The organism is Martinezella rhizogenes, assembly GCF_000799715.1.
Lineage (GTDB): Bacteria > Pseudomonadota > Alphaproteobacteria > Rhizobiales > Rhizobiaceae > Rhizobium > Rhizobium rhizogenes_C.
This window is the reverse complement of sequence record NZ_JUHG01000011.1, coordinates 561,675-585,452: the sequence shown is the minus strand read 5'-3', so window position 1 is coordinate 585,452 and position 23,778 is coordinate 561,675. Positions and strand designations below refer to the sequence as shown.

Sequence of the window (23,778 nt, the reverse complement as noted above, 5' to 3'; positions counted from 1 at the left end):
CGATCGGTTTGCGTTAATGAATCGCATACCATATGTATTAATTTAGCATAATCTCATGTATGATAGTGGTTTCCTTCATCGGAATTGTTTCAAAGAGAAGCAAACGATGGAAGGGGACAAGATGAAACGGATACTGGCAGCCGCATGTTTATTCCTGCAGTTTCATGTCGCTTCGGCGCAGGCCGAAACCGTTCTTGCCAAGATTGATCTTCGCTCGCAGACGATGACTGTTTCCGAGGATGGCGTCCTTAAGTATCGTTGGAAAGTATCGACGGCGCGCAAGGGTTATGTGACGCCGACCGGTTCCTATACGGCGAAATGGCTGTCGCGCGATCATCGCTCCAAGAAATACGATGACGCGCCGATGCCCTACGCGGTGTTCTTCAACGGCGGCTATGCCGTGCACGGCACCTATGAGCTGAAGCGCCTTGGCCGGCCGGCATCGCATGGCTGCGTGCGTCTGGAGCCGCGAAACGCCGCAACCTTCTTCTCGATGACATCAGAAGCAGGGCTCAGGAACACGCGTATCATCATCAGCGATTGATCGGCTTTGTCCCGGCAAATTTGTCAGGCATTGGCGGCCAAGCCGCAATGCTGCCGCATCTTGCTCGCATGCCGGCGGTATCCTGGGCCGGAAGCATCTTTGCTGTTTGCGCAACAGTGCTCCGCCAAATTGCCGGGGTTTCGGGTGGAGACCATTGGCTTTTGGAATGGATTTCCCTATGAGGGGGATTAAATTATTATTTCATGAGGTATGGGCGTGACTGCTACATTCGACAAAGTTGCCGACATCATCGCTGAGACAAGCGAAATCGACCGTGAAACGATCACTCCGGAGAGCCATACGATCGACGATCTCGGCATCGACAGCCTCGATTTCCTGGATATCGTCTTCGCTATCGATAAGGAATTCGGCATCAAGATCCCGCTGGAAAAGTGGACGCAGGAAGTTAACGACGGCAAGGCTTCGACCGAAGAATATTTCGTTCTCAAGAATCTCTGCGCCAAGATCGACGAATTGCGCGCCGCCAAGGGCTGAGCAACGTCTTTACTTTTTTGACGCCCAGCCGCTCCTGACTATAGCGGCCGGGCGGTTTCATTCTTAACTATCGTATCCTGCCCGGACTATTAGAGGTCAGCGGGGAGGATCGGAGGCGTTGATGCTGCTGGAGTATTTCCAGATGATCGATCGGGTTGTGTCCGTCGATCTGTCCAAGGGTCTTTTGAAGGCGCATTCGGTCGTTCCGGCCAAGAGTCCTGTTTTCGAAGGCCATTTTCCCGGCATGCCGCTGGTTCCCGGCGTTCTCCTGATCGAAACCATGGCCCAGGCTTCGGGCATGCTGGTGCTGGCTGCGACCAACTTCGCCTCCATGCCGTTCCTGATGTCGGTCGATGGCGCCAAGATGCGCACCTTCGTCGAGCCGGAAGCGGAACTCGACATCGAGGCGGAACTGGAGCATGACGGCTCGGGCTTCGCGGTGACAAAGGCGCGGATCACCATAGCCGGCAAGAAGATCTGCGATGCGCAGTTGAAGCTGCGCACCATGCCGTTTAATGAGGTGCCGCTCGCCGATATCGTGCGCAAGCGGGCAGGCGAGGTCGGACTTTTCGACGCCATCGCCGCCAATGGCTGATGCTTCCGGCTTGCATGGCCCGCATTCTTAGAGGATTGATGAATGAGCAAGGCTCAGAATGATGTGGTGATTACGGGTATCGGTATCGTCACCTGTCAGGGTGTCGGCAAGGATGCGCATGTCGCCCTGCTGACTTCGGACAAGACGCCGCCGACCATCGTCGAAACCGAAAAATTCAAACCCTATCCCGTGCATCCGCTGCCGGAGATCGACTGGTCGCAGCAGATCCCGAAGCGCGGCGATCAGCGGCAGATGGAAAACTGGCAGCGCATCGGCGTCTTTACCGCCGGCCTGGCGCTGGACGATGCCGGCTTCAAGGACGATCTTGATGCTTGCGGCAGCATGGACATGATCGTTGCTGCCGGCGGCGGCGAGCGCGATCTCAATGTCGATACGCTGATCGTCGACGAAGGCCTGAAGCGTAACGACCGCGAACTGCTGCTGAACGAGAAGCTGACGACCGAGCTGCGCCCGACGCTCTTCCTGGCGCAGCTTTCCAATCTGCTCGCCGGCAATATCTCCATCGTTCATAAGGTGACCGGCTCGTCGCGCACCTTCATGGGCGAAGAAGCTGCCGGCATCTCGGCCGTTGAAACTGCTTTCCATCGCATCAAGTCGGGCGAATCAAGCCATGCATTGGTCGGTGGCGCGTTTTCGGCCGAGCGACAGGACATGATGCTGTTGATCGAGTCGGTGAACGCGCATGCGATCGGTGACTGGCATCCGCTTTGGTCCCGCAAGCCGGAAAACGGCGGCGGCATAATCATGGGTTCGCTGGGTGCCTTCCTGGTGCTTGAATCCCGCGCTCATGCGGAAGCGCGGGGCGCACGCATCTATGTGACGATCGACGCGATCGAAGGCGATCGTGGCAGCCGCGATGCCGGCAAATTCGAGGCGCGGCTGGAGCGTCTGCTCGCGCCCGCCAAGGACGCGCAAGGCGAAGATACGGTCGTCTTCTGCGGCACGACGGCGATCGCCGATCTTGCAACGCGTGAAAAATCCGTGCTGGAGGCGCAGTTGCCGGCTTCGGCCATTCGCGGCTATGCCGGGGTTTCCGGCCACGGGCTCGAAAGCCAGTTCCCGCTCGGGATTGCTCTTGCGGCGCTCGCGGTCGCCAACAAGGCCAAGGTGCCGGCTTTCGACGCCGCGCATGAAAAGCCGATGACAAGCGGAGCGACAAAAGCGGTCGTGACGACCGTTGGCCATGCGCGCGGCGAAGGCATCGCCGTACTGTCCGCCGAAGCGTGAGGAGTTAGATCATGACCGTATCCGCCTACAAGGATCATTTGGGACGTCCGATCGTCGCCGTTACCGGCATGGGCATCATCACTTCGCTCGGCCAGGGATTGCAGGACAATTGGAACGCGCTTTCCTCGGGCACATCGGGCATTCACGGCATTACCCGCTTTCCGACCGACGGGCTGTCGACGCGGATTGCCGGCACTGTGGATTTCATCGATATCCCGGTGCCGAACGCTGTCGAGCGTTCCTACGCCTTCGCTCGCGAGACGACGATCGAGGCGCTTGCCCAGGCTGGACTTTCCGGCGATTTCAACGCGCCGCTCTTCCTGGCCGCGCCGCCGATCGAGCCGGAATGGAGCGCACGCTTCGCACTTGCCGACCGTTCGCCGCCGGCCGATCATCCAGGCGACGCCTATGATCGCTTTCTTGCCGCTATGCGCCAGCGTCCCGATCCGGCCTTTCACGAGGCGGCCCTGTTCGGCGCCATTTCGGAGCGTCTTGCCGACCGGTTCGGCACGCGCGGCCTGCCGGTAACCCTGTCGACGGCCTGTGCGTCGGGCGTTACCGCAATCCAGCTCGGCATCGAGGCGATCCGCCAGGGCCGCACGACGCGGGCACTGACGGTTGCGACCGATGGTTCGCTCAGCGCCGAAGCACTGATCCGCTTCTCCCTGCTGTCGGCTCTTTCCACGCAGAACGATCCGCCGACCAAGGCCTCCAAGCCTTTCAGCAAGGACCGCGACGGTTTCGTCATCGCCGAGGGTGCGGCGACACTGGTGCTGGAATCGCTGGAATCGGCGGTTGCCCGTGGCGCAAAGATCCTCGGCATCATGAAGGGCGCCGGCGACAAGGCCGATTCCTTCCATCGCACTCGCTCGTCGCCTGATGGCGGTCCGGCGATCGCGACGATCCGCGCGGCACTTACCGATGCCGGCATGGCCGAGACCGATATCGGCTATATCAATGCCCACGGCACATCGACGCCGGAAAACGACAAGATGGAATATGGTGCCATGTCCGCCGTCTTCGGCGAGGGACTGGCCTCCATTCCAGTTTCGTCAAACAAGTCGATGATCGGCCATACACTGACGGCGGCTGGCGCAGTCGAAGCGGTGTTCTCGCTGCAAACGATGCTCACCGGCACGTTGCCGCCGACCATCAACTACAACACTCCCGATCCGACGATCATCCTTGACGTCGTGCCGAACCAGAAGCGTGAAAAGCAGGTGGGCGCCATCCTTTCGAACTCATTCGGGTTCGGCGGACAGAACGCCAGCCTTGTCATGGCGCTCGAACCGGCTTAATCGGACCTTCGAAGAAAAAATATTACTGCGCCCAAGGGGCGAGGGATTTTGACATGCGCGCTTTGCAACTGGTCGACGACCGCAAACTTGAGATCACCGATCTGCCGGAGCCAGAGGCACCTGGCGCGGGTGAGGTGACCCTGCGCGTGAAGGCGGTCGCCCTCAATCACATCGACGTCTGGGGCTGGCGCGGCATGGCATTTGCCAAGCGCAAGATGCCGCTGGTGATCGGAGCGGAAGCATCCGGCGTTGTCGAAGCGATCGGGCCGGGCGTTGCCAATGTGCTGCCGGGGCAGCTGGTGTCGATTTACGGCGCGCGCACCTGTGGCCTTTGCCGTCATTGCCGCGAGGGTCGCGACAATCTTTGCGAACATGTCGGCGGCGTGCATGGTTTCCATCTCGACGGCTTCGCGCAGGAGAAGGTCAATCTGCCGGCGCGCCTGCTGGTTCCGGCGCCTCCCGGCGTCGATGCGATCGGCGCAGCACTCGCGCCGGTCACCTTCGGTACCGTGGAGCACATGCTGTTCGACAATGCCAAGCTAGAGCCGGGCGAGACGATCCTCGTCCATGCTGGCGGCTCGGGCATCGGCACGGCGGCGATCCAGCTTGCCAAGAAGATCGGCTGCACCGTCATCACCACTGTCGGTTCCGACGACAAGATCGAAAAGGCCAAGGCACTCGGCGCCGATCACGTCATTAATTATCGCACCGACCGTTTCGAGGGCGTGGTGCGCAAGCTGACCAAGAAGAAGGGCGTCGATGTCGTCTTCGAACATGTCGGCAAGGATACCTGGGCCGGCTCCATGCTCTGCATGAAGCGTGGCGGCCGCCTCGTCACCTGCGGCTCGACCTCGGGTGTGTCCACCGAAATGAACCTGATGATGCTTTTCCAGCAGCAGCTGAAGCTGCTCGGTTCCTTCGGTTGCCGCATGGAGAACATGGCGAACGCCATGCAGAAGATGGCGCGCGGGCTGGTGCATCCGGTTATCGACACTGAAGTGAGCTTCAGCGATATCGACCGCGCACTAGAGCGGATGGAATCGCGCCAGATCTTCGGCAAGATCATCCTCAAGATGGATTGACCGGCGTGAAGCTCGTCATCACCCGGATCGTCATTGCGCTCAGGAAGTTCCCGCAGTGGCTGGTGGCGCAGGTCATCTTCGGGTTCCTGAACTTCCTGAAGCTCTTTCCGGCCGATGGCGGCATCAATTTCGCGGACTGGCTGACGCGAAAAATCGGGCCGCGCATGCGCCGCCATCAGCTGATGCTGACCAATCTGCGTAATGCTTTTCCTGAGAAGAGCGAGACGGAGATTGCTGAGATCGCACTGGCAAGCTGGGGCAATATGGGGCGGCTGGCGGCGGAGTATGTTTTCCTCGACCGGCTGTTCGATTTTGATCCGTCTCGCGACGAGCCGGGCCGTATCGAGGTCTCGGGCATTCCGATCTTTCTCGACCTTCGGGAGAACCCCCGTCCATTCATCGTCTTTACCGGGCATACGGGCAACTTCGAGTTGTTGCCGGTGGCCGGCGCGGCCTTCGGACTGAAGGTTACCGTGCTCTTTCGGCCGCCGAACAATCCCTATGTGGCACAGAAAGTCTTCGATTTCCGCGCCAAGCGCATGGGCAGTCTCGTGCCCTCGCATGCGGGGTCGTCGTTCACCCTTGCCCGGCAACTCGAGAATGGCGGCGGGGTCGGCGTGCTGGTCGATCAGAAATTCCGCAAAGGGCTGAGGACCCTGTTCTTCGGTCGCGGCGTCAAGACCAATCCGCTGCTGCCCAAGCTGGTGCGGCAGTTCAATTGTGAGGTCTATCCGGCCCGATGCATCCGTTTGCCCGGCAATCGCTACCGTTTGGAGATAGAACCGAAGCTGGAGATGCCGCGCGATGAGCGTGGAAACCTGGATCTGCCCGCCACCGCGCAGATGCTGAACGACAAGGTCGAGAGCTGGGTGAGGGAGTATCCGGAGCAGTGGCTTTGGTATCATGACCGGTGGAATATCAAGAAGTCTGTTTTCTGAAATATTACCGAAACAGAGCGATCTGTGCCAAAATGAAACACTTTTGATCCCAATGGGTCGCACTCTTGACCTTGGGTAAGCGAATGCTTTCGAAAAATTCGCCTTTTCCGAGAACTTCCCTTCACCAGCATTGAAAGTGAGGGTAAGTCATGTTATCTCAATTTACAGAAAGTTTGGTGAGATTGCGGACACCAAGCTGAAAATCCTTGGTCATGGGAGTGTCGGGAATGAGGCCCGGGGCTTATCTTTGGGCAAGGGCAGGAGGGCAATTTGCTGGCACTCTTTCATGCCTTCTCCACGAAATGCGCCCAGATTCAACGTGCGATCAAACTGGGTGATGACGAACTGGTTAGTTCTCTGGATCGCGAATTGGAACCGCTCATAGCGGCGATTATGGCTTACAAGGCCAACAGTCTTCTTGAAATGTACATGCAGCTCCAATTCATGAGTAATCTCATTCGCGAGGAATCGGATGACCGTTCGCGAGTGATGAACAATTCTGCGTCGCTGTCACTGCTGATCGACCGCTATTTCGGTGGCGCCAGTGAGGCCGCGGCTGATGTGCTGATGGCTTTCTCCACGGATAAAGACGAGCACGAGAGCCAGGTTCCGGGCTTCGACGAGGATAACGTTCTGAACGATGTCATTCTCGACAGCCTGCCAGATCGTGTCGCTGTCATCACGCGCGACTACCGGTATCTCTACAGCAATGCGGCCAATTCCGAATCTCTGAAGTCGAAGCCGATCGAGCTGGTCGGACGGCATCTTGCCGAATTCATCGGTTCCGAATGCTTCGAGAGCAGCTTCAGGAGCAAGCTCGATGCCTGCTTGGCTGGCGAGACGGTCGATTGCCTTTATCCGGTCCAGCGTCCGTCCGATACCGGCAAGACGATGCAATGCCACATGACACCGCTGCGGGCCACCAGGCCGAGGGGCGAGGTGATCGGTGCACTGCTGATCGTGCATGAGGTCAGTGTCGTTCCAGCGAACATGCTGGTGGCCTGACCGCACCGTTTCAAGTGCCGAACAGCAAACGTTCCAGCGCGCCCGCAAATTTGCGGGCCGCTGGTTTGTTAACATCTTCATTTTCATGATCAAAAGCAGGTGAAACGGCTTTCGGGACTATTGCTGCTGGTTTTTTGCCTGCTTCCGTTTCGCATTCAAAGCAGAGGCAGCGGAAGCTGATGGCTTTCGGCTCGCTCATGCGGCTGGTCTGTTCCAGCTCGCAAAGGGGTCTGGCAGATTTCTCCAGCGTTCGGGCGTGAATGTCCTCGCGTCGATGAGACAGGCATCCAGTTCAGCGGTGATCTTCTGCTGATCCATTGGATCGGCGCCGATGAAAACCAGTTCCTGACGGCGGTCGCCCCAGGTCGGGTCGAGATAGGGGCCGATCGCCCGCTTGAAGGCGGGATCGCTTGGCCATTGCTCCCGAGGTACGGCGGCCCACCAGAGGCCCATCTTGGCGGTGCGAACCAGTGCGCCCGCCTGGCTCATTTCGCCGACATAGTGCGGACGGGTCGCGAGCCAGAAGAAGCCCTTGGCGCGCACGACGCCTGGCCACGGGCGATTGAGAAATTCTTGAAATTTCATGGGATCGAATGGTTTCTTCGCGCGATAGACGAAGGAGCGTATGCCGTATTCCTCTGTCTCGGGAACATGATCCTTGAAACCATGCAATTCCTTATACCAGAGCGGGTGCGTTTCGGCGCGGTCGATGTCGAAGCGGCCGGTACCGAGTACCTCCGCCGGTTTCACCTTGCCGAAATCGGTCTCGATCAGCCGTGCGTCGGGATTGAGGCCAACGATGATCTTGCGGGCAGCGTCCTGCTGCTCAGGGCTTGCCGCACCCATCTTGTTGAGGATGACGACGTCGGCGAATTCGATCTGCTCGACAAGGAGATCGACGATGGTCCTGTTGTCGCCATCGCCGGCGGTTTCACCACGGTCGGCCAGGAAATCGGTCGAACCGTAGTCGGCCAGCAGATTGACGGCGTCGACCACGGTGACCATGGTATCGAGCCTGGCGACATCGGAAAGACTGTTGCCGTCTTCGTCGCGGAATTCGAAGGTTGTTGCGACAGGCAGGGGTTCCGCGATCCCGGTCGATTCGATCAGCAGATAGTCGAAGCGATCCTGCGCGGCGAGCTGGCGCACCTCATTCAGCAAATCGTCGCGCAGTGTGCAGCAGATGCAGCCATTGGTCATTTCGACGAGCTGTTCTTCGGTTCTCGAGAGATTGGCGCCACCATCGCGCACAAGCGCGGCATCGATATTCACCTCGCTCATATCGTTGACGATGACGGCAACCCGCAGACCCTGGCGGTTGTTGAGAATATGGTTGAGCAGCGTCGTCTTGCCGGCGCCGAGAAAGCCGGAGAGGACGGTGACCGGGAGTTTCTTGTTCATGGCAGCCTCTTTATGTAATGTAATATCGTTACGTCTGCAGTTTTGAAAAAAGCGAACAATAGGCTCGCTCTCTTCAGCGATAGAGTGCCTGTCTCAGGAGAGGCAGGTCTTCAGGGAATTGGCGATGCCGCGCATCAGGTCGAAATAGAGATCCGGGCCTTGCGGCAGGGTTGCCGCTTCCGGATCGAGGATGCCGGATTTCGCCGATGTGCCTTCCAGCACCACATTGACCAGCTTAGGCTCGAATTGCGGCTCGGCGAAAACGCAGGTGGCGCCGAGTTCGGCGAGCTTGCCGTGAATTTCCGATACGCGCTGCGCGCCGGGAATGCTTTCCGGACTGACCGTGATCGAGCCCGCGACGCGCACGCCATAGCGGCGCTCGAAATATTGGTAGGCGTCATGAAAGACGATGAAGGGCTTGCTCCTCACCGGGGCAAGGGTTGAAGCGATTTCCGCGTCGAGCGCGTCCAACTTGTCGTCCAGCGCCTTCTGGTTGGCTTCGTAGGTGAGGGCATTGGCAGGGTCGGCGGCGACCAATGTCGTGGTGATCTCAGCCGCCATTGCCTTGGCATTGTGCGGATCGAGCCAGAGATGCGTGTCGAATTCTTCGTGATCGTGGTCATGATGATCGTGGTCGTGACCGGCGCTTTCGGCTGGCTCGTCGCCATCGTCATGAGCCTCGAAGGCTCCGCCTTCCCGGAATTTGAGCTTGGTAATGCCCGGGGCCCTGTCGAGTTCCACGACGATGGCATTCGCACCGAGGGCGGAGAGCGGCTTTTCAAGGAAGGCTTCCATGCCGGGGCCGACCCAGAAAACCACCTTGGCGTCTTGAAGCGCGCGCGCATTCGAGGGCTTCAGCGCATAAGTGTGCGGGGAGGCGGCGCCATCGACGATCAGGTCCGGCGTGCCGACGCCGTCCATGATCGCGGCGACGAGGGAATGAATGGGCTTGATCGACACCACCACATCCGGCGCATCGGCAGCCAGCGAGGCGCCGGCGAAAAGTCCGGAAAACAGCAGAGAAGCGGTGAGGGGGAGAATGGTTTTTACCATGGTCATACGCGATCGCCCTTGAATGGGTCTGTTATGTTATTACATCAATTGCGTTATGCTATAACGTGTGCGATAGCAAGGCGCAACAGCGCAAGTGGAAATTTCATGCTTTCTTCCGTGGACAATCAGAGACGGCCGCTGGTGTCGCTCCATGAGGTCGGCGTTCGCCGTGGCGGCCGCTGGCTGGTGCGCGGCGTCGATTTCTCAGTGAGTCGCGGCGAGATCGTTACGCTGATCGGCCCGAACGGTTCGGGGAAATCCACCAGCGCCAAAGCGGCCATCGGCGTGCTGAAGCCGGATGAAGGCAGCGTCGAGCGCATTGCCGGCCTCAAGGTCGGTTACGTTCCGCAGAAGCTTGCGATCGACTGGACCCTGCCGCTGAGCGTCCACCGCCTGATGACATTGACCGGGCCTTTGCCCGAATCCGAATTGAGAGCGGCGCTGGAGGCGGTGGGGATCGCTCATCTCGCCAAGGCCGAGGTGCAGCATCTCTCCGGCGGTGAGTTCCAGCGGGCACTGCTGGCGCGGGCCATCGCCCGCAAGCCAGATCTGCTGGTGCTGGATGAGCCGGTGCAGGGCGTCGATTTCAGCGGCGAGATCGCGCTTTACGATCTGATCAAATCGATCCGCAATTCCGAAGGCTGCGGCATTCTGTTGATTTCACATGACCTGCATGTGGTCATGGCCGAGACCGATACCGTTGTCTGCCTGAACGGCCACGTCTGCTGCCGCGGCACGCCGCAGGCGGTCAGCCAGACCCCGGAATATGTCCAGTTGTTCGGCACGCGCGCGGCGCAGTCGCTGGCGATCTACAGCCATCATCACGACCACATGCATCTGCCGGATGGCCGGGTGCAGCATGCCGACGGCACGATCACCGACCATTGCCATGCCGATGACGGCCATCACGAGCACGATGACCATGGGCATCATCACGCCGAGGGGGAGCGCCGTGTTTGACGACTTCTTCCTGCGCGCCGTCGTCGCCGGTGTCGGGCTGGCGCTGACCACCGGACCGCTCGGTTGCTTCATCATCTGGCGGCGCATGGCCTATTTCGGCGATACGATCTCGCATTCGGCGCTGCTCGGCGTGGCGCTGTCGCTGCTGTTCCAGCTTAACTTGACGCTCTCGGTCTTTGCCGTTGCGGCGCTCGTATCGATCCTACTGCTCTTCCTGCAGCGCCGGCAGGCGCTGTCAGCGGACGCGCTACTCGGCATCCTGTCGCATGCGACGTTGGCGATCGGCCTCGTCATCGTCGCTTTCATGAGCTGGGTAAGGATCGACCTTATCGCCTTCCTGTTCGGCGACATCCTCGCCGTCAGCCGCTCGGATATCGCGATGATCTGGGGCGGTGGTGTCCTGGTGTTGGCAGCGATTGTCTGGCTTTGGCGGCCGTTGCTCGCATCGACCGTCAATCCTGAACTGGCCGAGGCCGAGGGCCTGAAGCCGGAGCGCGCCAAGCTGTTCTTCATGCTGCTGATGGCTGTCGTCATTGCCATCGCCATGAAGATCGTCGGCATCCTGCTGATTACCGCGCTGCTGATCATTCCCGCCGCCGCCGCGCGCCGTTTTGCGGCAACACCGGAGATGATGGCGATCTTCGCCTCGCTCATTGGCGCCATCGCGGTCGTCGGTGGCCTGTTCGGCTCGCTGCGCTACGACACGCCGTCCGGCCCATCGATCGTGGTTGCGGCGCTCATCCTATTTATCTTCAGTCTGCTGCCCCTCGTTCGCAGGGGCGGCGCGCCGGCGGCGCAACAAGGAGGACAGGAATCATGACCACTCCGATGCTCACCAAGAACCAGACGCTTGTCTTCGATGTCCTCACCAAGGCGGAAGGGCCGCTCAGCGCCTACACCATCCTCGACAAGCTGCGTGACAGCGGTTTCCGCGCGCCGCTACAGGTCTACCGGGCGCTGGACAAGCTGCTGGAATATGGTGTCGTGCATCGTCTCGAGAGCATCAACTCCTTCGTCGCCTGCGCCCATCCAAATGAGAACTGCCACAGCCACGGCCTCGTCGCTTTCGCCATTTGCGAGAGCTGCGGCCAGGTGACAGAATTCCACGACCATGAAGTGGACCACCGGCTGATGGACTGGCTGAAATCGCAGAAATTCAAGGCCGAGAAATCGACCATCGAAATCCGCGGCCATTGCGCGAGCTGCGCGGCTTAAGTCTCTGGACGGCGTTTTATCCCAAAACCGAGTACACTTTTGGGAACGCTGTCTAATCCAGTCTTTTGAGATCCCGCGCAAAACGCTGCCAGTTGGCGACATAATTGCGCGCCGAGCGGCGCAGGCCCTCGATGGCGGCTTCATCCAGCACGCGGATCGCCTTGGCCGGTGCGCCGACGATCAGGGAACCGTCCGGGAATTCCTTGCCCTCGGTCACCAGCGCATTGGCGCCGACCAGGCAGTTATTGCCAATCTTTGCGCCGTTCAGCACCGTGGCCCCCATGCCGATCAGCGAATTGTCGCCGATGGTGCAGCCGTGGATGATGGCGTGATGGCCGATGGTGCAGCCTTCGCCGATCTCGACCGGAAAGCGCGGATCGGTATGCACCATCACGCCTTCCTGAATGTTCGTACCCTTGCCAACGATGATCGGCTCGTTGTCGCCGCGCAGCACCGCGCCGAACCAGATGCCGACATCCTCGCCGAGCTCGACTTTGCCGATAACGGTGGCATCCGGCGCGATCCAGTAGAGGCCGGGTTCGGGCGTCTTCGGCACCAGGCCGGAAAGGGCGTAGAGCGGCATTGGGTTCTCCTTGCGATCAAACCACGTTCAGCACCAGCGTTGCCACACCATCAACGGCGCAGGTGATCCGGTCGCCGCGCGCGACGGGGCCGACGCCGGCGGGCGTGCCGGTCAGGATGATGTCGCCAGGCGCCAGCGTGAAGAGCTTCGACAGTTCTGCGATGATCTCAGGCACTTTCCAGATCATCTGCGACAGGTCGCCTCTTTGCGCCGCCTCGCCATTGCGCATCAGCCAGATGCCACCCTTGTCGGGATGACCAACCTGGGTTGCCGGCACCAGCGCCGAGACCGGTGCGGAATGTTCGAACGCCTTGCCGATTTCCCAGGGGCGGCCGAGCTTCTTGGCCTCGCCCTGCAAGTCGCGCCGGGTGAAATCGATGCCGACGCCATAGCCGTAGATGCAGTCCAGCGCACGCTCGGCCGGAATGTCGGCGCCGCCGCTTCTGAGCGCGATCACCAGCTCGACCTCGTGATGCACATCGGACGACAGCGGCGGATAGGGGAAATCCCCCGACACCAGCAGATTGTCCGGGTTCTTCTGGAAGAAGAAGGGCGGCTCGCGGCTGGGGTCGTGACCCATCTCGATCGCATGGTCGGCATAGTTGCGGCCGACGCAATAGACGCGGCGCACGGGGAAGAAGGCGGCCTCGCCTTCGATCGGCAGCAGCACGGGCGCGGGCAGGGGAATGACAGTGGCGGTGGTCTCGGTCATGGCTACTCTTCAAATGTTCAATCTGTATCTGGAAGACGTGTGGCCCTCCGACTCCAGTGGTCAGCGTAGCATCATTGTTGCCACCGGGAAAACTGGCCTTGGAGAAGGTTTTGGTGTAGAGCGCGGGCAGAAAGGTTTCCCATGTACGCTGACGCCCTGAACCACGGCCGCAAGATTTTCGCGGTGGCCCCGATGATCGACTGGACTGACCGCCATTGCAGGTATCTGCACCGGCAGATCAGCCGCAATGCTCTGCTCTACACCGAGATGGTGGTGGCGGATGCGATCATCCATGGGCCGCGTGACCGGCTGCTGGGGCATGATGTCAGCGAACATCCCGTTGCGTTGCAGCTTGGCGGCTCCGATCCGGTGAAGCTCGCGACCGCCTTGCAGATCGCCGAGGCCTACAATTACGACGAGATCAATCTCAATGTCGGCTGTCCGTCGGACCGTGTGCAATCCGGCACTTTCGGCGCCTGCCTGATGCTGACGCCGGAGACGGTGGCGGATTGCATCGCGGCGATGAAGGCGGTGTCCAAGGCGCCGGTGACGGTGAAATGCCGGATCGGCGTTGACGAGCAGGAGCCGGAACAGGCACTGCCCGAGCTGATCACCCGCGTGCTCGATGCCGGTGCCGACGCCATCTGGGTCCACGCCCGCAAGGCCTGGCTGAAGGGTCTGTCGCCGAAGGAGAATCGTGAGATCCCGCCGCTGGACTACGACATCGTCTATCGGATGAAGCAGCGCTGGCCGGACGTTTTCATCGGCATCAACGGCGGCATCCAGACGCTGGATCAGGCGGCAGCGCATCTTGCTCATGTCGACGGCGTCATGCTCGGCCGCGCCGCCTATCAGAACGCGGCCATTCTCGCCGATGTCGATCGCCGCTTCTTTGGCGAAGCCGCCGTCGAGCCGGACTGGAACGACCTGCGCGACCGGATGATGGCCTATACCGAACGCCACATCGCCAATGGTGGTCGCGTACACCACGTCGCCCGCCACATGGTCGGCCTCTTCACCGGCCTGCCGGGCTCGCGGCGCTACCGCCAGATCCTGTCGACCGACGCCAACAAGCCGGGGGCAGGGCCAGAGGTGATTGCGGCGGCGTTTGCGGCAGTGGATTTTGGCGGGGATGTGGAGCGGGTTAGCGCCTGAGGGGTTGGTGCCCCCATCTCGCCCCTTGCGGGCGAGAAAGCAAAATCAGCATTTAGCTTCAGCTAAGTGCTAGATTTTGCAAGAGAGGGGGTAGGCAGGGACGCACTGAATCCTGAACTACTTCGCTCAAGAACGTGACCCCCGCTCTGGCAATTTCAGTGGCTTAGAAATTGCGCTGCGCTTTTGAATGTGCAGAGCCTTCGGTATCGCAATTCCTAAACCAGTGAAATTGCTTTCTCGCCCGCCAAGGGCGAGATAGGTCCCCGACTCAGCGGCTACCCCATCCGCACAAACGCGAAACGGCGCGGTTTGCACCGCGCCGTTCGAAACTTTATCCGGATATCAACCTAAGGCTTAGGAAGCCTGGATGTTAACAGCCTTCGGGCCCTTGCCCATGCGATCCGGCTCGGTGTCGAAGGTGACCTGCTGGCCTTCGCGCAGCGACTGGATACCGGAAGCCTGGAGAGCGGAGATATGGACGAATACATCCTTAGCGCCGCCATCAGGAGTGATGAAACCAAAACCCTTGTCCTGGTTGAAGAATTTTACGATGCCCTTGGTGGCCATTGGGATAGTCCTTTTCCCTACAGTCTGAATATTGCCCGAGATCTCCCGGACGGCTTTGCCCCCGCGAAATGCGAAAGCCAGTCGAGAAGTTCACGTACGGGGAAAGAACGTCTACGCAGAGGTTAACCCCCTGAGGCTGCCTCGCGCAGTCGGCATTGCCAAATCAGTCCAGTCACCGGCATGCAAATGCCCGAGCACACTATCGGTGACAGGATTTGCGACAAAAGGCAAGGGGGAATATTAGGGCTGAGCCAAGAAAAGGGGAAGGATTGGAGGGGGATTTCAAGGGGTTGGGGGCGTGATGATCGCCGTACATGTTTCAATTTGGCGTCATGATGTATCACGAGCAGAATGCGGACGATAGTTAACATAGCTTCGATGGCATTTTGAAAGATGGCGAAGATTATGTTTTGGCTATCGTCACCTGTAAGGGGATTGTAGTATTACTATAGAGCTTTTTATTTCGTCGTTAATTATAGACCTGTTTAAAACTCTGAAATTCTATTGTAATAATGACGGTAATTTAGAATAGTATCCGGTATTGTTGCGACGGCGACTCATCATAGGAGCTCCTGCGTATGCCGGACAATCTGCCATATATAGCATCTCCGGGATCTATAAAAACTGCTTTAGATAAGATTAGGAATGCAGCGACGCCCGAACGGGTAACTCAGGATTTTATTCAAACAAAACTCCAGATAAAAGGCGGAACAGGGGCGAGTATTCCGCCATTCTTAAAGAAGATCGGACTCGTGAACTCAGACGCGACGCCCAGTGTTCTCTATAACAGGTTTAGAAATACCCAGACGTCAGGCTTTGCCATAGCGGAAGCAATGCGCATTGGTTATCGTGAATTATTTGACATCAACGAGTATTGCTACGATCTGATAGATAGAGATTTATTGTCTCTTGTCTGCCAAGCCACTGGAGCGGCCGTGGACAGCAGTACAGCAAAACTAACGGTAGCTTCTTTTAAGAATTTGCGGAGCTTCGCCGATTTCGATGCCAAAGCCAAGGCTACGGAAATCACGAATGACGAAGATACGCTGTCGGTCACTAAGCCCTACCATCCGACCCATTTGCCGGAAGGGAAACTCGGTCTAAATTTGTCTTACACGATCAATCTCAATCTTCCGGCAACGTCTGATCAAGCTGTTTTTAATGCTATTTTTCGCAGCCTACGCGAGCACCTATTGAATGGCGAGTAGAGATACTGTCGAGAAAATAAAATCGTTTGGAATGACAAACCAGATGATTGGCGAAGATCTTGCAGCGATCGAGAGGCATTACAATATTCAATTGGGACACCTGCCGGCGTCAGGTGAAATTGTTGAAAAAGAATATTATCCGCAATTGGATGCTGCCGTACGGGCCGAAGGTGCGAATATGGCCCGGCACTATGAAGTCTTCTATTCACTTGAAAGGTCAATTCGGACGCTGGTTGACGAGACCTTCGTCAGCGATGAAAAGTCTTCTGATTGGTGGGATAGCGGGAAAGTTCCGGAGAGCATTAAAACTGAGGTCACTCAGCGTATTAAAAAGGAAGTTGACGCTGGCGTGAGCCGACGCTCACAGAATGAGTTGGACTACACAACTTTTGGCGAGCTCGCAGTTATCATCACGGCGAACTGGGCGCTATTTGGATCCATATTCAACAGCAAAAGAGCCCTTGAGAAGGTCTTTGCAAGCTTGAATGCCCTGAGAAACCCAATTGCACATTGCTGTCCGCTTGCTGAAGATGAAGAACTACGTTTGAGACTGACCGTGCGTGACTGGTTTCGTTTGATGGAGAAGTGAAGCTACTTTTTCAAACCAACAATCTGCCTATAATGCTCGTCGCTAGCAACGGTTATTTCCCCAAGGTTGTTCTAGCTGAGGGTGTGTGTCGCCGCAGTTCACCCCTCCACCAACGTAAAAACCCCACACGGCTCAACAATCCCCCGCAACACATGCTCTCCCAGCGGCATCAAAGCCATCTTCGTCTCCACCGCAACCGCGCCTGAGATCAGCACGTTGTAGCCAAGCGGCTTGCAGAGGCCTTCGAGGCGGCTGACCAGGTTGACGGCTGGGCCGATGGCGGTGAAGTCGAGGCGGTCGGCGGCGCCGATATTGCCCCAGAGTATTTCGCCGAAATGCAGGGCCATGCCGAAGGGGAGCGGCGGCAGTCCTTGTGCTTGCCGCACGCCGTCGAGATGGGTCATGCCGGCGCGGGCGGCGGCGGCCGCGCGCAGGGCCGCGTCGCAGGCTTCGCCCGGCGTGCCTGTGACCGGGAAGATTGCCAGTGCGCCGTCGCCGATGAATTTCAGCACCTCGCCACCGAAGGCGTTCACCGAGCCGGTGACGCGGTCGAACCAGGCGTCGAGGATGGCGATCATCGCCGTTGGTTCCGTCACCTCGGACAGGGCGGTGAAGTCGCGCAGATCGGCGCAGAGCAGGGCGGCGCGGATGGTCTCGCCGGTGCCGCGCGAAAGCGAGCCGGCCTGCACCCGAGCGGCGCTGCGCCGTCCGAGATAGGCCTCGAGCAGCGCTGCCGTCGCCGCGCGCGCGGCGAGAGCGGCCAAGGGTGCGGCGGCGAAGCGGGCGATCTCATGCAGCCGGTCTGTCTCGGCGGGGCTGAAGGACCGGGTCCCGGCCCAGCCCAGCAACGGACTGTCCGGCGCAGCGCCGATCGTGGCCTCCTGTACCGGGCCGAGTCCGGCCAGCCAATCGTGCCCGGCATCGCTGAGCGGACTGCCGGCGAAACCCAATGCCTCTATCACCGCGTCAGTCTCCGCTCGCCATAACCAGGTGCGGCGGGCAATGATCGGATGCGGCACCGCCAGCGTCAGGGCGCCACCGGCCAGCGGTAGGCCGTCAGTCAGCAGCCGTTTGCCGAGTTCGGCCAGAAAGGATTCAGGGCCGGGCGAGGTGCCGGCCTCGTCAACCAGCCAGGCAAGGGGGGTGGGCAGATCCATGCCGCGATCATGCCATGGCAGCCAAGGGTTGTCATCCGCGCCTTGGCGATGGCTCTGTAGCCTGTCAGGAGCCAGATGATGCAAGTTGCACCCATGAGGTGTTGCTCACCTCGGAAGGGTTATCCGTTCAAGCGAGACGAAAGCGGAAAGCCCTACACTCTGCCATTCCAAGGATCCGGAGACACCGCACGCCCGGCTGCAACCTCGGCCAACCGGCCGAGGTAGTGAGTCCAGCCTTCCGCATGGCCGGCGCATTGGTCGGCGTTGGGGAGGCCGGTATGGGTCAGGCGCAGCAGCGTTCCGTCCGGCTGTTCGATCAGGTCTATCTCGACCAGGCTCGACCCCGGAGGCACGATTTCACTGCCGTCCCAACCGAAGCTGTAGGCGAGGCGATGGACGGGCACCACCTCGCGAAAGGAGCCCCGCGCAAAACGGGCGCCGGTGACGTTGACGAGATAGAGCCCGCCGGGTTGAGGCTCGACCTGCGCCTCGGTTCCCATCCAACGCAGAATCTTTTCCGGATCGGTCAGCAGGGCGAAGACTGCGGCGGGTGGCGCCGCGATATGGGTTTCACGGCGGACGACGAGGGCCTCTTGCATGTCTCTCTCCCGTTGTTGTTATCGCTTGTCCCGCTCGGCGGGGCTTCTCCTCACCCGGCAGCATGTAGGCAAAAGCGCGATCTCAACAAGGGGAGCGTGTATCCTATCGCCCAGGACGCCCCGTCTTGCCTTTGGTGCGGCTCTTGCGCTGCTTCTCGTCCACTGCATCCTCATAGGACCCAACGCCCGGCTTGGCGCGGATGACTGGCTTGTCCGGCACCTTGCCAGTCACCGGCTTTTCCGTGCGGCCGACGGTCATTTCGTCGAGAGTGTTCCGGCGGAAGAGCGGAGTGCCAGCCTCGCTGCCGGGTTTCATTTCATCGAGACTGGGTTTGGCGAAGTAGGAGGCTTGGGTTCCGCCCTCCTGGTTCGAGGGTCGCTGCGCTCCCGCCTCACCATGAGGGCTGCCTGCCGCCACGGCGCCGGCTCCGTCCTCACCCTGGGGTGCAGCGGTCGAAGACCGGGGCTTCGAAGAGCCAGGGCGGCCAGTTTTGCCACCCTCGATGCTCTTCGCCTCTTCCCGCGCCATCGGATCGTCCATGACGGCCAATTCGGCCGCTTTGAGGCGTTTGATCTCGTCGCGCAGCCGCGCGGCCTTTTCGAAGTCGAGATCGGCGGCGGCGTCGCGCATGGCTTTTTCCAGCGCGTTGAGATGGGTCTGCAGATTGTTGCCGACGAGGTGGCCACCATCGGCAAAACCCTTGCCGGAGACGCCGCCGATGTCCGCGCGGACGTGGTCCCTCTCGTAGACGCTGTCGAGAATGTCGGAGATCCTCGCCTTCACCGATTCTGGCGTAATGCCATGCTCGGTGTTGTAGATTACCTGCTTTTCGCGGCGGCGGCTGGTTTCCTCCATCGCCCGCTTCATCGAGCCGGTGATGTTGTCGGCATAGAGGATGACCTTGCCGTCGACATTACGGGCGGCGCGGCCGATGGTCTGGATCAGCGAGGTCTCCGAGCGCAGGAAGCCTTCCTTGTCGGCGTCGAGGATGGCGACAAGGGCACATTCGGGAATGTCGAGACCTTCGCGCAACAGGTTGATGCCGACGAGAACGTCGAAAGCACCGAGGCGCAGGTCGCGGATGATCTCGATGCGCTCCAGCGTGTCGATGTCGGAGTGCATGTAGCGGACGCGCACGCCCTGTTCATGCAGATATTCCGTCAGGTCCTCGGCCATGCGCTTGGTCAGCACGGTGCAGAGCGTGCGATAGCCCTTGGCGGCGGTCTCGCGGATCTCGCCGAGCACGTCATCGACCTGGCTGCGGGCGGAGCGGACTTCGACGGGCGGGTCGATGAGGCCGGTCGGGCGGATGACCTGCTCGGCAAAGACGCCGCCGGATTGGTCCATTTCCCACGCGCCCGGCGTTGCCGACACGGCGATCGTGTCCGGGCGCATGGCGTCCCATTCCTCGAAGCGCAGCGGCCGGTTGTCCATGCAGGAGGGCAGACGGAAGCCGTATTCGGCGAGCGTCGCCTTGCGCCTGAAGTCGCCGCGATACATGCCGCCGATCTGGCTGACGGAGACATGGCTTTCGTCGATGAACAGCAGGGCGTTGTCGGGGATATATTCGAACAGGGTCGGCGGCGGTTCGCCGGGGTTGCGGCCAGTGAGGTAGCGCGAATAGTTCTCGATGCCGGCGCAGGAGCCCGTGGCCTCCAGCATTTCGACGTCGTAGCGAGTACGCTGCTCCAGGCGCTGCGCCTCCAGCAGGCGGCCGGCCTTTTCCAGTTCGGCGAGCCGGATTTTCAGCTCTTCCTTGATATGGCGGATGGCGCCGTTCAGCGTCGGGCGCGGGGTGACATAGTGCGAATTGGCGTAGATCTTCACCGATTTCAGGTCGCCGGTTTTCTGGCCGGTCAGCGGATCGAATTCGGTGATGGCGTCGATCTCGTCGCCGAACATGGAGACGCGCCAGGCGGCATCCTCCAGGTGAGCCGGGAAGATTTCGATCGTATCGCCACGAACGCGGAAGGAACCGCGAATAAAATCCATGTCGCGGCGCTTGTATTGCTGCGCCACGAGGTCGGCCAGCAATTGCCGCTGGTCCAGCCGGTCGCCGACATTCATCTGGAAGGTCATGGCCGTATAGGTCTCGACCGAGCCGATACCGTAAATGCAGGAGACCGAGGCGACGATGATACAGTCGTCGCGTTCCAGGAGGGAGCGCGTCGCGGAGTGGCGCATGCGGTCGATCTGTTCGTTGATCGAGGATTCCTTCTCGATGAAGGTATCCGAGCGCGGCACGTACGCTTCCGGCTGGTAGTAGTCGTAGTAGGAGACGAAATATTCCACCGCATTGTCGGGGAAGAAGTTCTTGAATTCGGAATAGAGCTGCGCGGCCAGCGTCTTGTTGGGCGCGAGGATGACGGCGGGGCGCTGTGTCGCCTCGATCACTTTTGCCATGGTGAAGGTTTTGCCGGAGCCGGTGACGCCGAGCAGCACCTGGCTGCGGTCGCCGTTGTCGAGACCCTCGACGAGGTCGCGGATGGCGGTCGGTTGGTCGCCGGCAGGCTCATAGTCCGAGACCATGCGGATCGGGATACCGCCCTCGGATTTGTTCGGCCGGGCCGGGCGGTGCGGTGTCCAGAGCTTGCCATCCTTGAAGAGCGGATTGCCGCTCTCGATCAGCGCCGACAGCGCCTCGACCGTCGCGGTAACGGCCGTACCTGCATTGGCGGCATTTTCCAGCGAGGTGTCCATGCCGGACACCGGATTGAGGCCGGCGGCGGCGCGCGTCTTCGGGTCGGTCGAGCCGCCCATCGAGGTGCCGCGCGCCGATTTGGAGGCGGCGATTTCCACCTTCTTGCGGTGCTTGCCGGCTTTCGAGGCGATCTGCCGCTGCGTCTCGATGCCGGATGTCTCTGCTTCCGATTCCAGTTGCTTCACCCAGTCGGAGACGCTGCCGCTGAGCGGCGCGCCTTCAAACGGTGCTTGCGGCGCCTCTTCGAAACCGGTCGGGGCGGGAGACTTTTTCGGTGATCTGGCCATCGGGCGAATATGGCGAGAGTCCGCGCCGATGTGAAGGGGGTAAGAGTACAAAAGGGAAACAAGAAGCGGATTTTTCCGTTCGCCGATTATGGCAAATATGTTACAAGCCAAAGCTGGCTGGTGCGTTATCGCTGATCCCAAAGTCAGCATGGCGCGATCCTCACAGGCGCCAAGGGAGGAGCCGGCCGCAACGTCGATATGCCCGGCGAAAGCCGGGTCCCCCCAGCTTCGACGGCATCCGGACTTTGCCCGCCTCGCCGCCGTCATCCGGTCGGAGGATCATGATGACCGCTTTGGATAGCTTACGTTCCTTGTCTCCCCAACAACGCAACACCGTCATCGCCGCCTATCTCGGCTGGACGCTGGATGCTTTCGATTTTTTCATATTGGTTTTTGTTCTCAAGCATATAGCGGAGGAATTTCATACCGATGTTCCGGCCGTTGCGGCGGCGATCTTCCTGACGCTCGCGATGCGGCCTCTCGGGGCACTGATCTTTGGCTATGCCGCCGACAAATACGGCCGGCGCGTGACGCTGATGGCGGACGTGCTGCTTTATTCGGTGTTCGAGTTCCTCACCGGCTTTTCGACCGGCCTGACCATGTTCCTCGTGTTGCGAGCGCTCTTCGGCATCGCCATGGGTGGCGAGTGGGGCGTCGGCGCGTCGCTGACGATGGAAACCGTGCCTGAGGAGTCACGCGGCATCGTCTCCGGCATCCTGCAGGCCGGCTATCCCTCCGGCTATCTGCTGGCGTCTATCGTGTTCTTTTTGCTGTTCCCGGTTATCGGCTGGCGCGGCATGTTCATGGTCGGTGCTCTGCCGGCGTTGTTGGTACTTTATATCCGCCGCAACGTGCAGGAGTCGCCGGCCTTTGTGCAGCGGCAGGCGAAACCGCAACGGCCGTTCTTCACCGTGTTGCGCGAGAATGTCCCGCTGTTTCTGTGGGCGGTGCTGCTGATGACCGCGTTCAATTTCTTCAGTCACGGCACACAGGATCTCTATCCGACCTTCCTCGAAACCCAGCGGCAATATGATAGCCACACGGTCGGTGCTATCGCCATCGTCTACAATATCGGTGCGATGATCGGCGGCTTGACCTTCGGGGCGCTGTCGCAACGCATCGGCCGGCGGCGGGGCATCGTCATCGCCGCCTTGCTGGCAATCCCGATCGCGCCGCTCTGGGTTTATGCACATGGGCCGGTCATGCTCGCCATCGGCGCCTTCCTGATGCAGTTCTTCGTGCAGGGCGCCTGGGGCATCGTGCCGGTGCATCTCAACGAGTTGTCGCCGGATGAGATACGCGGCACTTTCCCCGGTTTCGCCTATCAGCTCGGCAATCTGCTGGCCTCGGGCAATGCGTCGATCCAGGCGGGCCTCGCGGCACATTGGAACGGCGACTATGCTTTTGCGTTGTTAATTGTAGCTGTGATCGTCGCCGCCGTGGTGGCGGTGCTTGCCGGTTTCGGCTTCGAGAAGAAGGATATTCGCTTCGGCGGGAAGGGAGTGGAGGAGACTCCTGGCACGCTGCCGATCTAGATCGCAGCGCCCCGTCGAAGCATGGCCGGTGGCTACTGCATAATTCCTTAAATCGGAATCGATTTAAGGATAAAATTATGCAGCAGATTTAAAGTGCTACAGCGACCTTTGCGCGTCACATGTGACGCGCGGCGCTGTAGTGCCGCCGGCCTCCAGTCTATTTGCCGCAGATCTCCGAAATCTTCGTCTGCGCGAAGCCGCGGGCAAGTTCCTGCATGCCGCCGACCGAGGATATGAGGTCGCCGATCGGGCCGCTGATGCCAACATGCGAATCGGTGATCCTGCAGGCGCCGACATCGACCGTTACCGAAGCTTCCAGCTGTCCTTTCACCGTTGCCTGCAGCACGCCATGCGATTTGCAGGCGAGATCGGCGTGGGCGTTGATCTGCACGCCCCCGGGCGCGCTGCACACATCCAGCGATTTGACCTCGAATTTTTCCTTGTGATCGAGCCCCGGCAACTTCTTGCAAGGGTCCGCTTCGTTCACCGATTTCTCGATTTGCGGACCGAACTTGCTCTGCAGCAGCGACCAACAGGAACCGGGTGCCGCTTGCGCCGGCGTGGCTGCCATGGGCAAGGGCGATAGCGGCAGGACGATGGCAGCGGCCAGCAGCCCCATGCGGAGCGGTTGAAAGAGCGAGGAGGGCAATGCAACGGATGTCTTGGTCACGGCGGTCAATCCCTTGTCGGCTGAGATCGGGGGCGTTTGCGCTATTCTTCATCTCTTGAGGCGATGTAGCAATGCCGCATCTGCGGCAAAGGTGAGGCGCATGATCTCATGCCATCTCCATTTTATCGTCTGCGATGCAATTGTAATCAGTCTGGCCGTGTCACCGCAGCATTTCGGCGC

The 23,778-nt window shown here is 60.0% G+C and carries 25 protein-coding genes; 15 read left to right on the top strand and 10 right to left on the bottom strand.

The features are described from left to right. Positions 1-121 precede the first annotated feature (121 nt). The 8 genes from EX00_RS06790 (at position 122) to EX00_RS06755 (ending at position 7,205) form a co-directional block, all read left to right on the top strand. The gene (locus EX00_RS06790; RefSeq protein ID WP_047457534.1) at positions 122-544 is read left to right on the top strand and encodes a L,D-transpeptidase; all 423 of its coding nucleotides are present in this window, start codon (positions 122-124) and stop codon (positions 542-544) included. Between the two features lie 210 nt (positions 545-754). Continuing rightward, positions 755-1,039 carry an acyl carrier protein gene (locus EX00_RS06785; protein ID WP_155294026.1) on the top strand — a complete coding sequence of 95 codons (285 nt, stop codon included), beginning with the start codon at positions 755-757 and terminating at the stop codon, positions 1,037-1,039. A 121-nt stretch (positions 1,040-1,160) separates the two neighbouring features. Further along, entirely contained in the window at positions 1,161-1,634 is a 474-nt protein-coding gene (locus EX00_RS06780; protein WP_047455379.1) for a 3-hydroxyacyl-ACP dehydratase FabZ family protein, read from the top strand. 42 nt (positions 1,635-1,676) lie between these two features. Next, positions 1,677-2,882, top strand: coding sequence for a beta-ketoacyl-ACP synthase (locus EX00_RS06775; RefSeq protein ID WP_047455377.1), 1,206 nt, complete (start codon positions 1,677-1,679; stop codon positions 2,880-2,882). Between the two features lie 11 nt (positions 2,883-2,893). Next, complete coding sequence (locus EX00_RS06770) at positions 2,894-4,180, top strand: beta-ketoacyl-ACP synthase (RefSeq protein WP_047455376.1); 1,287 nt, start codon at positions 2,894-2,896, stop codon at positions 4,178-4,180. A gap of 53 nt (positions 4,181-4,233) precedes the next feature. After that, entirely contained in the window at positions 4,234-5,262 is a 1,029-nt protein-coding gene (locus EX00_RS06765) for a zinc-binding dehydrogenase (protein ID WP_047455374.1), read from the top strand. 5 nt (positions 5,263-5,267) lie between these two features. Next, positions 5,268-6,200 carry a lipid A biosynthesis lauroyl acyltransferase gene (locus tag EX00_RS06760; protein WP_047457522.1) on the top strand — a complete coding sequence of 311 codons (933 nt, stop codon included), beginning with the start codon at positions 5,268-5,270 and terminating at the stop codon, positions 6,198-6,200. 270 nt (positions 6,201-6,470) lie between these two features. Next, positions 6,471-7,205, top strand: coding sequence for a PAS domain-containing protein (locus tag EX00_RS06755; RefSeq protein ID WP_047455372.1), 735 nt, complete (start codon positions 6,471-6,473; stop codon positions 7,203-7,205). 10 nt (positions 7,206-7,215) lie between these two features. On the opposite strand, the gene EX00_RS06750 is transcribed toward EX00_RS06755, so the two are convergent. From EX00_RS06750 to znuA, 3 genes are all read right to left on the bottom strand, one after another. Further along, positions 7,216-7,404: a hypothetical protein gene (locus tag EX00_RS06750; protein WP_047455370.1), complete on the bottom strand. Its 189-nt coding sequence runs from the start codon at positions 7,402-7,404 to the stop codon at positions 7,216-7,218. Further along, a complete protein-coding gene (zigA, locus tag EX00_RS06745; protein WP_047455368.1) occupies positions 7,401-8,606 on the bottom strand; it encodes a zinc metallochaperone GTPase ZigA in 1,206 nt (401 codons plus the stop codon). The genes EX00_RS06750 and zigA overlap by 4 nt, the downstream gene beginning before the upstream one ends. A gap of 93 nt (positions 8,607-8,699) precedes the next feature. After that, positions 8,700-9,665 (bottom strand): zinc ABC transporter substrate-binding protein ZnuA, encoded by a 966-nt coding sequence (gene znuA, locus EX00_RS06740; RefSeq protein WP_047455366.1) that lies wholly within the window; start codon positions 9,663-9,665, stop codon positions 8,700-8,702. A gap of 99 nt (positions 9,666-9,764) precedes the next feature. Here znuA and EX00_RS06735 point away from each other — a divergent pair, with 99 nt between their 5' ends. Genes EX00_RS06735 through EX00_RS06725 form a run of 3 tightly spaced genes read left to right on the top strand, consistent with a single transcriptional unit; the run spans position 9,765 to position 11,834 of the window. Then, entirely contained in the window at positions 9,765-10,619 is an 855-nt protein-coding gene (locus EX00_RS06735) for an ATP-binding cassette domain-containing protein (protein ID WP_047455364.1), read from the top strand. Continuing rightward, positions 10,612-11,439, top strand: coding sequence for a zinc ABC transporter permease subunit ZnuB (gene znuB / locus EX00_RS06730; RefSeq protein ID WP_047457519.1), 828 nt, complete (start codon positions 10,612-10,614; stop codon positions 11,437-11,439). Before EX00_RS06735 ends, znuB begins: the two co-directional genes overlap by 8 nt. Next, positions 11,436-11,834, top strand: a complete 399-nt coding sequence (locus EX00_RS06725; RefSeq protein WP_047455362.1) for a Fur family transcriptional regulator — start codon at positions 11,436-11,438, stop codon at positions 11,832-11,834. The genes znuB and EX00_RS06725 overlap by 4 nt, the downstream gene beginning before the upstream one ends. A 52-nt stretch (positions 11,835-11,886) precedes the next feature. On the opposite strand, the gene EX00_RS06720 is transcribed toward EX00_RS06725, so the two are convergent. Both EX00_RS06720 and EX00_RS06715 read right to left on the bottom strand, forming a co-directional pair. Continuing rightward, positions 11,887-12,417: a gamma carbonic anhydrase family protein gene (locus EX00_RS06720; RefSeq protein WP_047455360.1), complete on the bottom strand. Its 531-nt coding sequence runs from the start codon at positions 12,415-12,417 to the stop codon at positions 11,887-11,889. A 16-nt stretch (positions 12,418-12,433) separates the two neighbouring features. Continuing rightward, positions 12,434-13,129, bottom strand: a complete 696-nt coding sequence (locus tag EX00_RS06715) for a fumarylacetoacetate hydrolase family protein (protein WP_047455358.1) — start codon at positions 13,127-13,129, stop codon at positions 12,434-12,436. A gap of 156 nt (positions 13,130-13,285) precedes the next feature. On the opposite strand from EX00_RS06715, the gene dusA reads away from it, so the two are divergent. Further along, entirely contained in the window at positions 13,286-14,284 is a 999-nt protein-coding gene (gene dusA / locus EX00_RS06710) for a tRNA dihydrouridine(20/20a) synthase DusA (protein WP_404944014.1), read from the top strand. Positions 14,285-14,638: 354 nt separating this feature from the next. Here dusA and EX00_RS06705 read toward each other — a convergent pair whose 3' ends face one another. Then, the gene (locus EX00_RS06705) at positions 14,639-14,851 is read right to left on the bottom strand and encodes a cold-shock protein (RefSeq protein ID WP_007696646.1); all 213 of its coding nucleotides are present in this window, start codon (positions 14,849-14,851) and stop codon (positions 14,639-14,641) included. A 578-nt stretch (positions 14,852-15,429) separates the two neighbouring features. Here EX00_RS06705 and EX00_RS06700 point away from each other — a divergent pair. Then, positions 15,430-16,059 (top strand): DUF5343 domain-containing protein, encoded by a 630-nt coding sequence (locus EX00_RS06700; RefSeq protein WP_047455353.1) that lies wholly within the window; start codon positions 15,430-15,432, stop codon positions 16,057-16,059. Positions 16,060-16,102: 43 nt separating this feature from the next. Beyond that, positions 16,103-16,648, top strand: coding sequence for a Swt1 family HEPN domain-containing protein (locus tag EX00_RS06695; RefSeq protein WP_202903697.1), 546 nt, complete (start codon positions 16,103-16,105; stop codon positions 16,646-16,648). A 98-nt stretch (positions 16,649-16,746) separates the two neighbouring features. Here EX00_RS06695 and EX00_RS06690 read toward each other — a convergent pair whose 3' ends face one another. The 3 genes from EX00_RS06690 to uvrB all read right to left on the bottom strand — a co-directional run bounded on the left by EX00_RS06690 (position 16,747) and on the right by uvrB (position 21,393). Further along, positions 16,747-17,805: an adenylate/guanylate cyclase domain-containing protein gene (locus EX00_RS06690; RefSeq protein ID WP_047455349.1), complete on the bottom strand. Its 1,059-nt coding sequence runs from the start codon at positions 17,803-17,805 to the stop codon at positions 16,747-16,749. Positions 17,806-17,957: 152 nt separating this feature from the next. Beyond that, entirely contained in the window at positions 17,958-18,404 is a 447-nt protein-coding gene (locus EX00_RS06685; protein WP_047455346.1) for an SRPBCC family protein, read from the bottom strand. A 103-nt stretch (positions 18,405-18,507) separates the two neighbouring features. Beyond that, positions 18,508-21,393, bottom strand: a complete 2,886-nt coding sequence (gene uvrB / locus EX00_RS06680) for an excinuclease ABC subunit UvrB (RefSeq protein ID WP_047455344.1) — start codon at positions 21,391-21,393, stop codon at positions 18,508-18,510. A gap of 284 nt (positions 21,394-21,677) precedes the next feature. Between uvrB and EX00_RS06675 the strand changes: the two genes are divergently transcribed. Further along, positions 21,678-22,928, top strand: a complete 1,251-nt coding sequence (locus tag EX00_RS06675; protein ID WP_047455342.1) for an MFS transporter — start codon at positions 21,678-21,680, stop codon at positions 22,926-22,928. Positions 22,929-23,085: 157 nt separating this feature from the next. Here EX00_RS06675 and EX00_RS06670 read toward each other — a convergent pair whose 3' ends face one another. Beyond that, on the bottom strand, positions 23,086-23,598 hold the full coding sequence (locus EX00_RS06670) for a hypothetical protein (RefSeq protein ID WP_234708982.1): 513 nt from the start codon (positions 23,596-23,598) through the stop codon (positions 23,086-23,088). Between the last annotated feature and the right edge of the window lie 180 nt (positions 23,599-23,778).

Excerpts from the sequence above, each read along its gene's own strand:
- EX00_RS06790 (WP_047457534.1), top strand. The coding sequence starts at position 122 with ATGAAACGGATACTGGCAGCCGCATGTTTATTCCTGCAGTTTCATGTC.
- EX00_RS06785 (WP_155294026.1), top strand. The coding sequence starts at position 755 with ATGGGCGTGACTGCTACATTCGACAAAGTTGCCGACATCATCGCTGAG.
- EX00_RS06780 (WP_047455379.1), top strand. The coding sequence starts at position 1,161 with ATGCTGCTGGAGTATTTCCAGATGATCGATCGGGTTGTGTCCGTCGAT.
- EX00_RS06775 (WP_047455377.1), top strand. The coding sequence starts at position 1,677 with ATGAGCAAGGCTCAGAATGATGTGGTGATTACGGGTATCGGTATCGTC.
- EX00_RS06770 (WP_047455376.1), top strand. The coding sequence starts at position 2,894 with ATGACCGTATCCGCCTACAAGGATCATTTGGGACGTCCGATCGTCGCC.
- EX00_RS06765 (WP_047455374.1), top strand. The coding sequence starts at position 4,234 with ATGCGCGCTTTGCAACTGGTCGACGACCGCAAACTTGAGATCACCGAT.
- EX00_RS06750 (WP_047455370.1), bottom strand. The coding sequence starts at position 7,404 with ATGAGCGAGCCGAAAGCCATCAGCTTCCGCTGCCTCTGCTTTGAATGC.
- zigA (WP_047455368.1), bottom strand. The coding sequence starts at position 8,606 with ATGAACAAGAAACTCCCGGTCACCGTCCTCTCCGGCTTTCTCGGCGCC.
- znuA (WP_047455366.1), bottom strand. The coding sequence starts at position 9,665 with ATGACCATGGTAAAAACCATTCTCCCCCTCACCGCTTCTCTGCTGTTT.
- EX00_RS06735 (WP_047455364.1), top strand. The coding sequence starts at position 9,765 with ATGCTTTCTTCCGTGGACAATCAGAGACGGCCGCTGGTGTCGCTCCAT.
- EX00_RS06725 (WP_047455362.1), top strand. The coding sequence starts at position 11,436 with ATGACCACTCCGATGCTCACCAAGAACCAGACGCTTGTCTTCGATGTC.
- EX00_RS06720 (WP_047455360.1), bottom strand. The coding sequence starts at position 12,417 with ATGCCGCTCTACGCCCTTTCCGGCCTGGTGCCGAAGACGCCCGAACCC.
- EX00_RS06715 (WP_047455358.1), bottom strand. The coding sequence starts at position 13,129 with ATGACCGAGACCACCGCCACTGTCATTCCCCTGCCCGCGCCCGTGCTG.
- EX00_RS06705 (WP_007696646.1), bottom strand. The coding sequence starts at position 14,851 with ATGGCCACCAAGGGCATCGTAAAATTCTTCAACCAGGACAAGGGTTTT.
- EX00_RS06700 (WP_047455353.1), top strand. The coding sequence starts at position 15,430 with ATGCCGGACAATCTGCCATATATAGCATCTCCGGGATCTATAAAAACT.
- EX00_RS06695 (WP_202903697.1), top strand. The coding sequence starts at position 16,103 with ATGATTGGCGAAGATCTTGCAGCGATCGAGAGGCATTACAATATTCAA.
- EX00_RS06690 (WP_047455349.1), bottom strand. The coding sequence starts at position 17,805 with ATGGATCTGCCCACCCCCCTTGCCTGGCTGGTTGACGAGGCCGGCACC.
- EX00_RS06685 (WP_047455346.1), bottom strand. The coding sequence starts at position 18,404 with ATGCAAGAGGCCCTCGTCGTCCGCCGTGAAACCCATATCGCGGCGCCA.
- uvrB (WP_047455344.1), bottom strand. The coding sequence starts at position 21,393 with ATGGCCAGATCACCGAAAAAGTCTCCCGCCCCGACCGGTTTCGAAGAG.
- EX00_RS06675 (WP_047455342.1), top strand. The coding sequence starts at position 21,678 with ATGACCGCTTTGGATAGCTTACGTTCCTTGTCTCCCCAACAACGCAAC.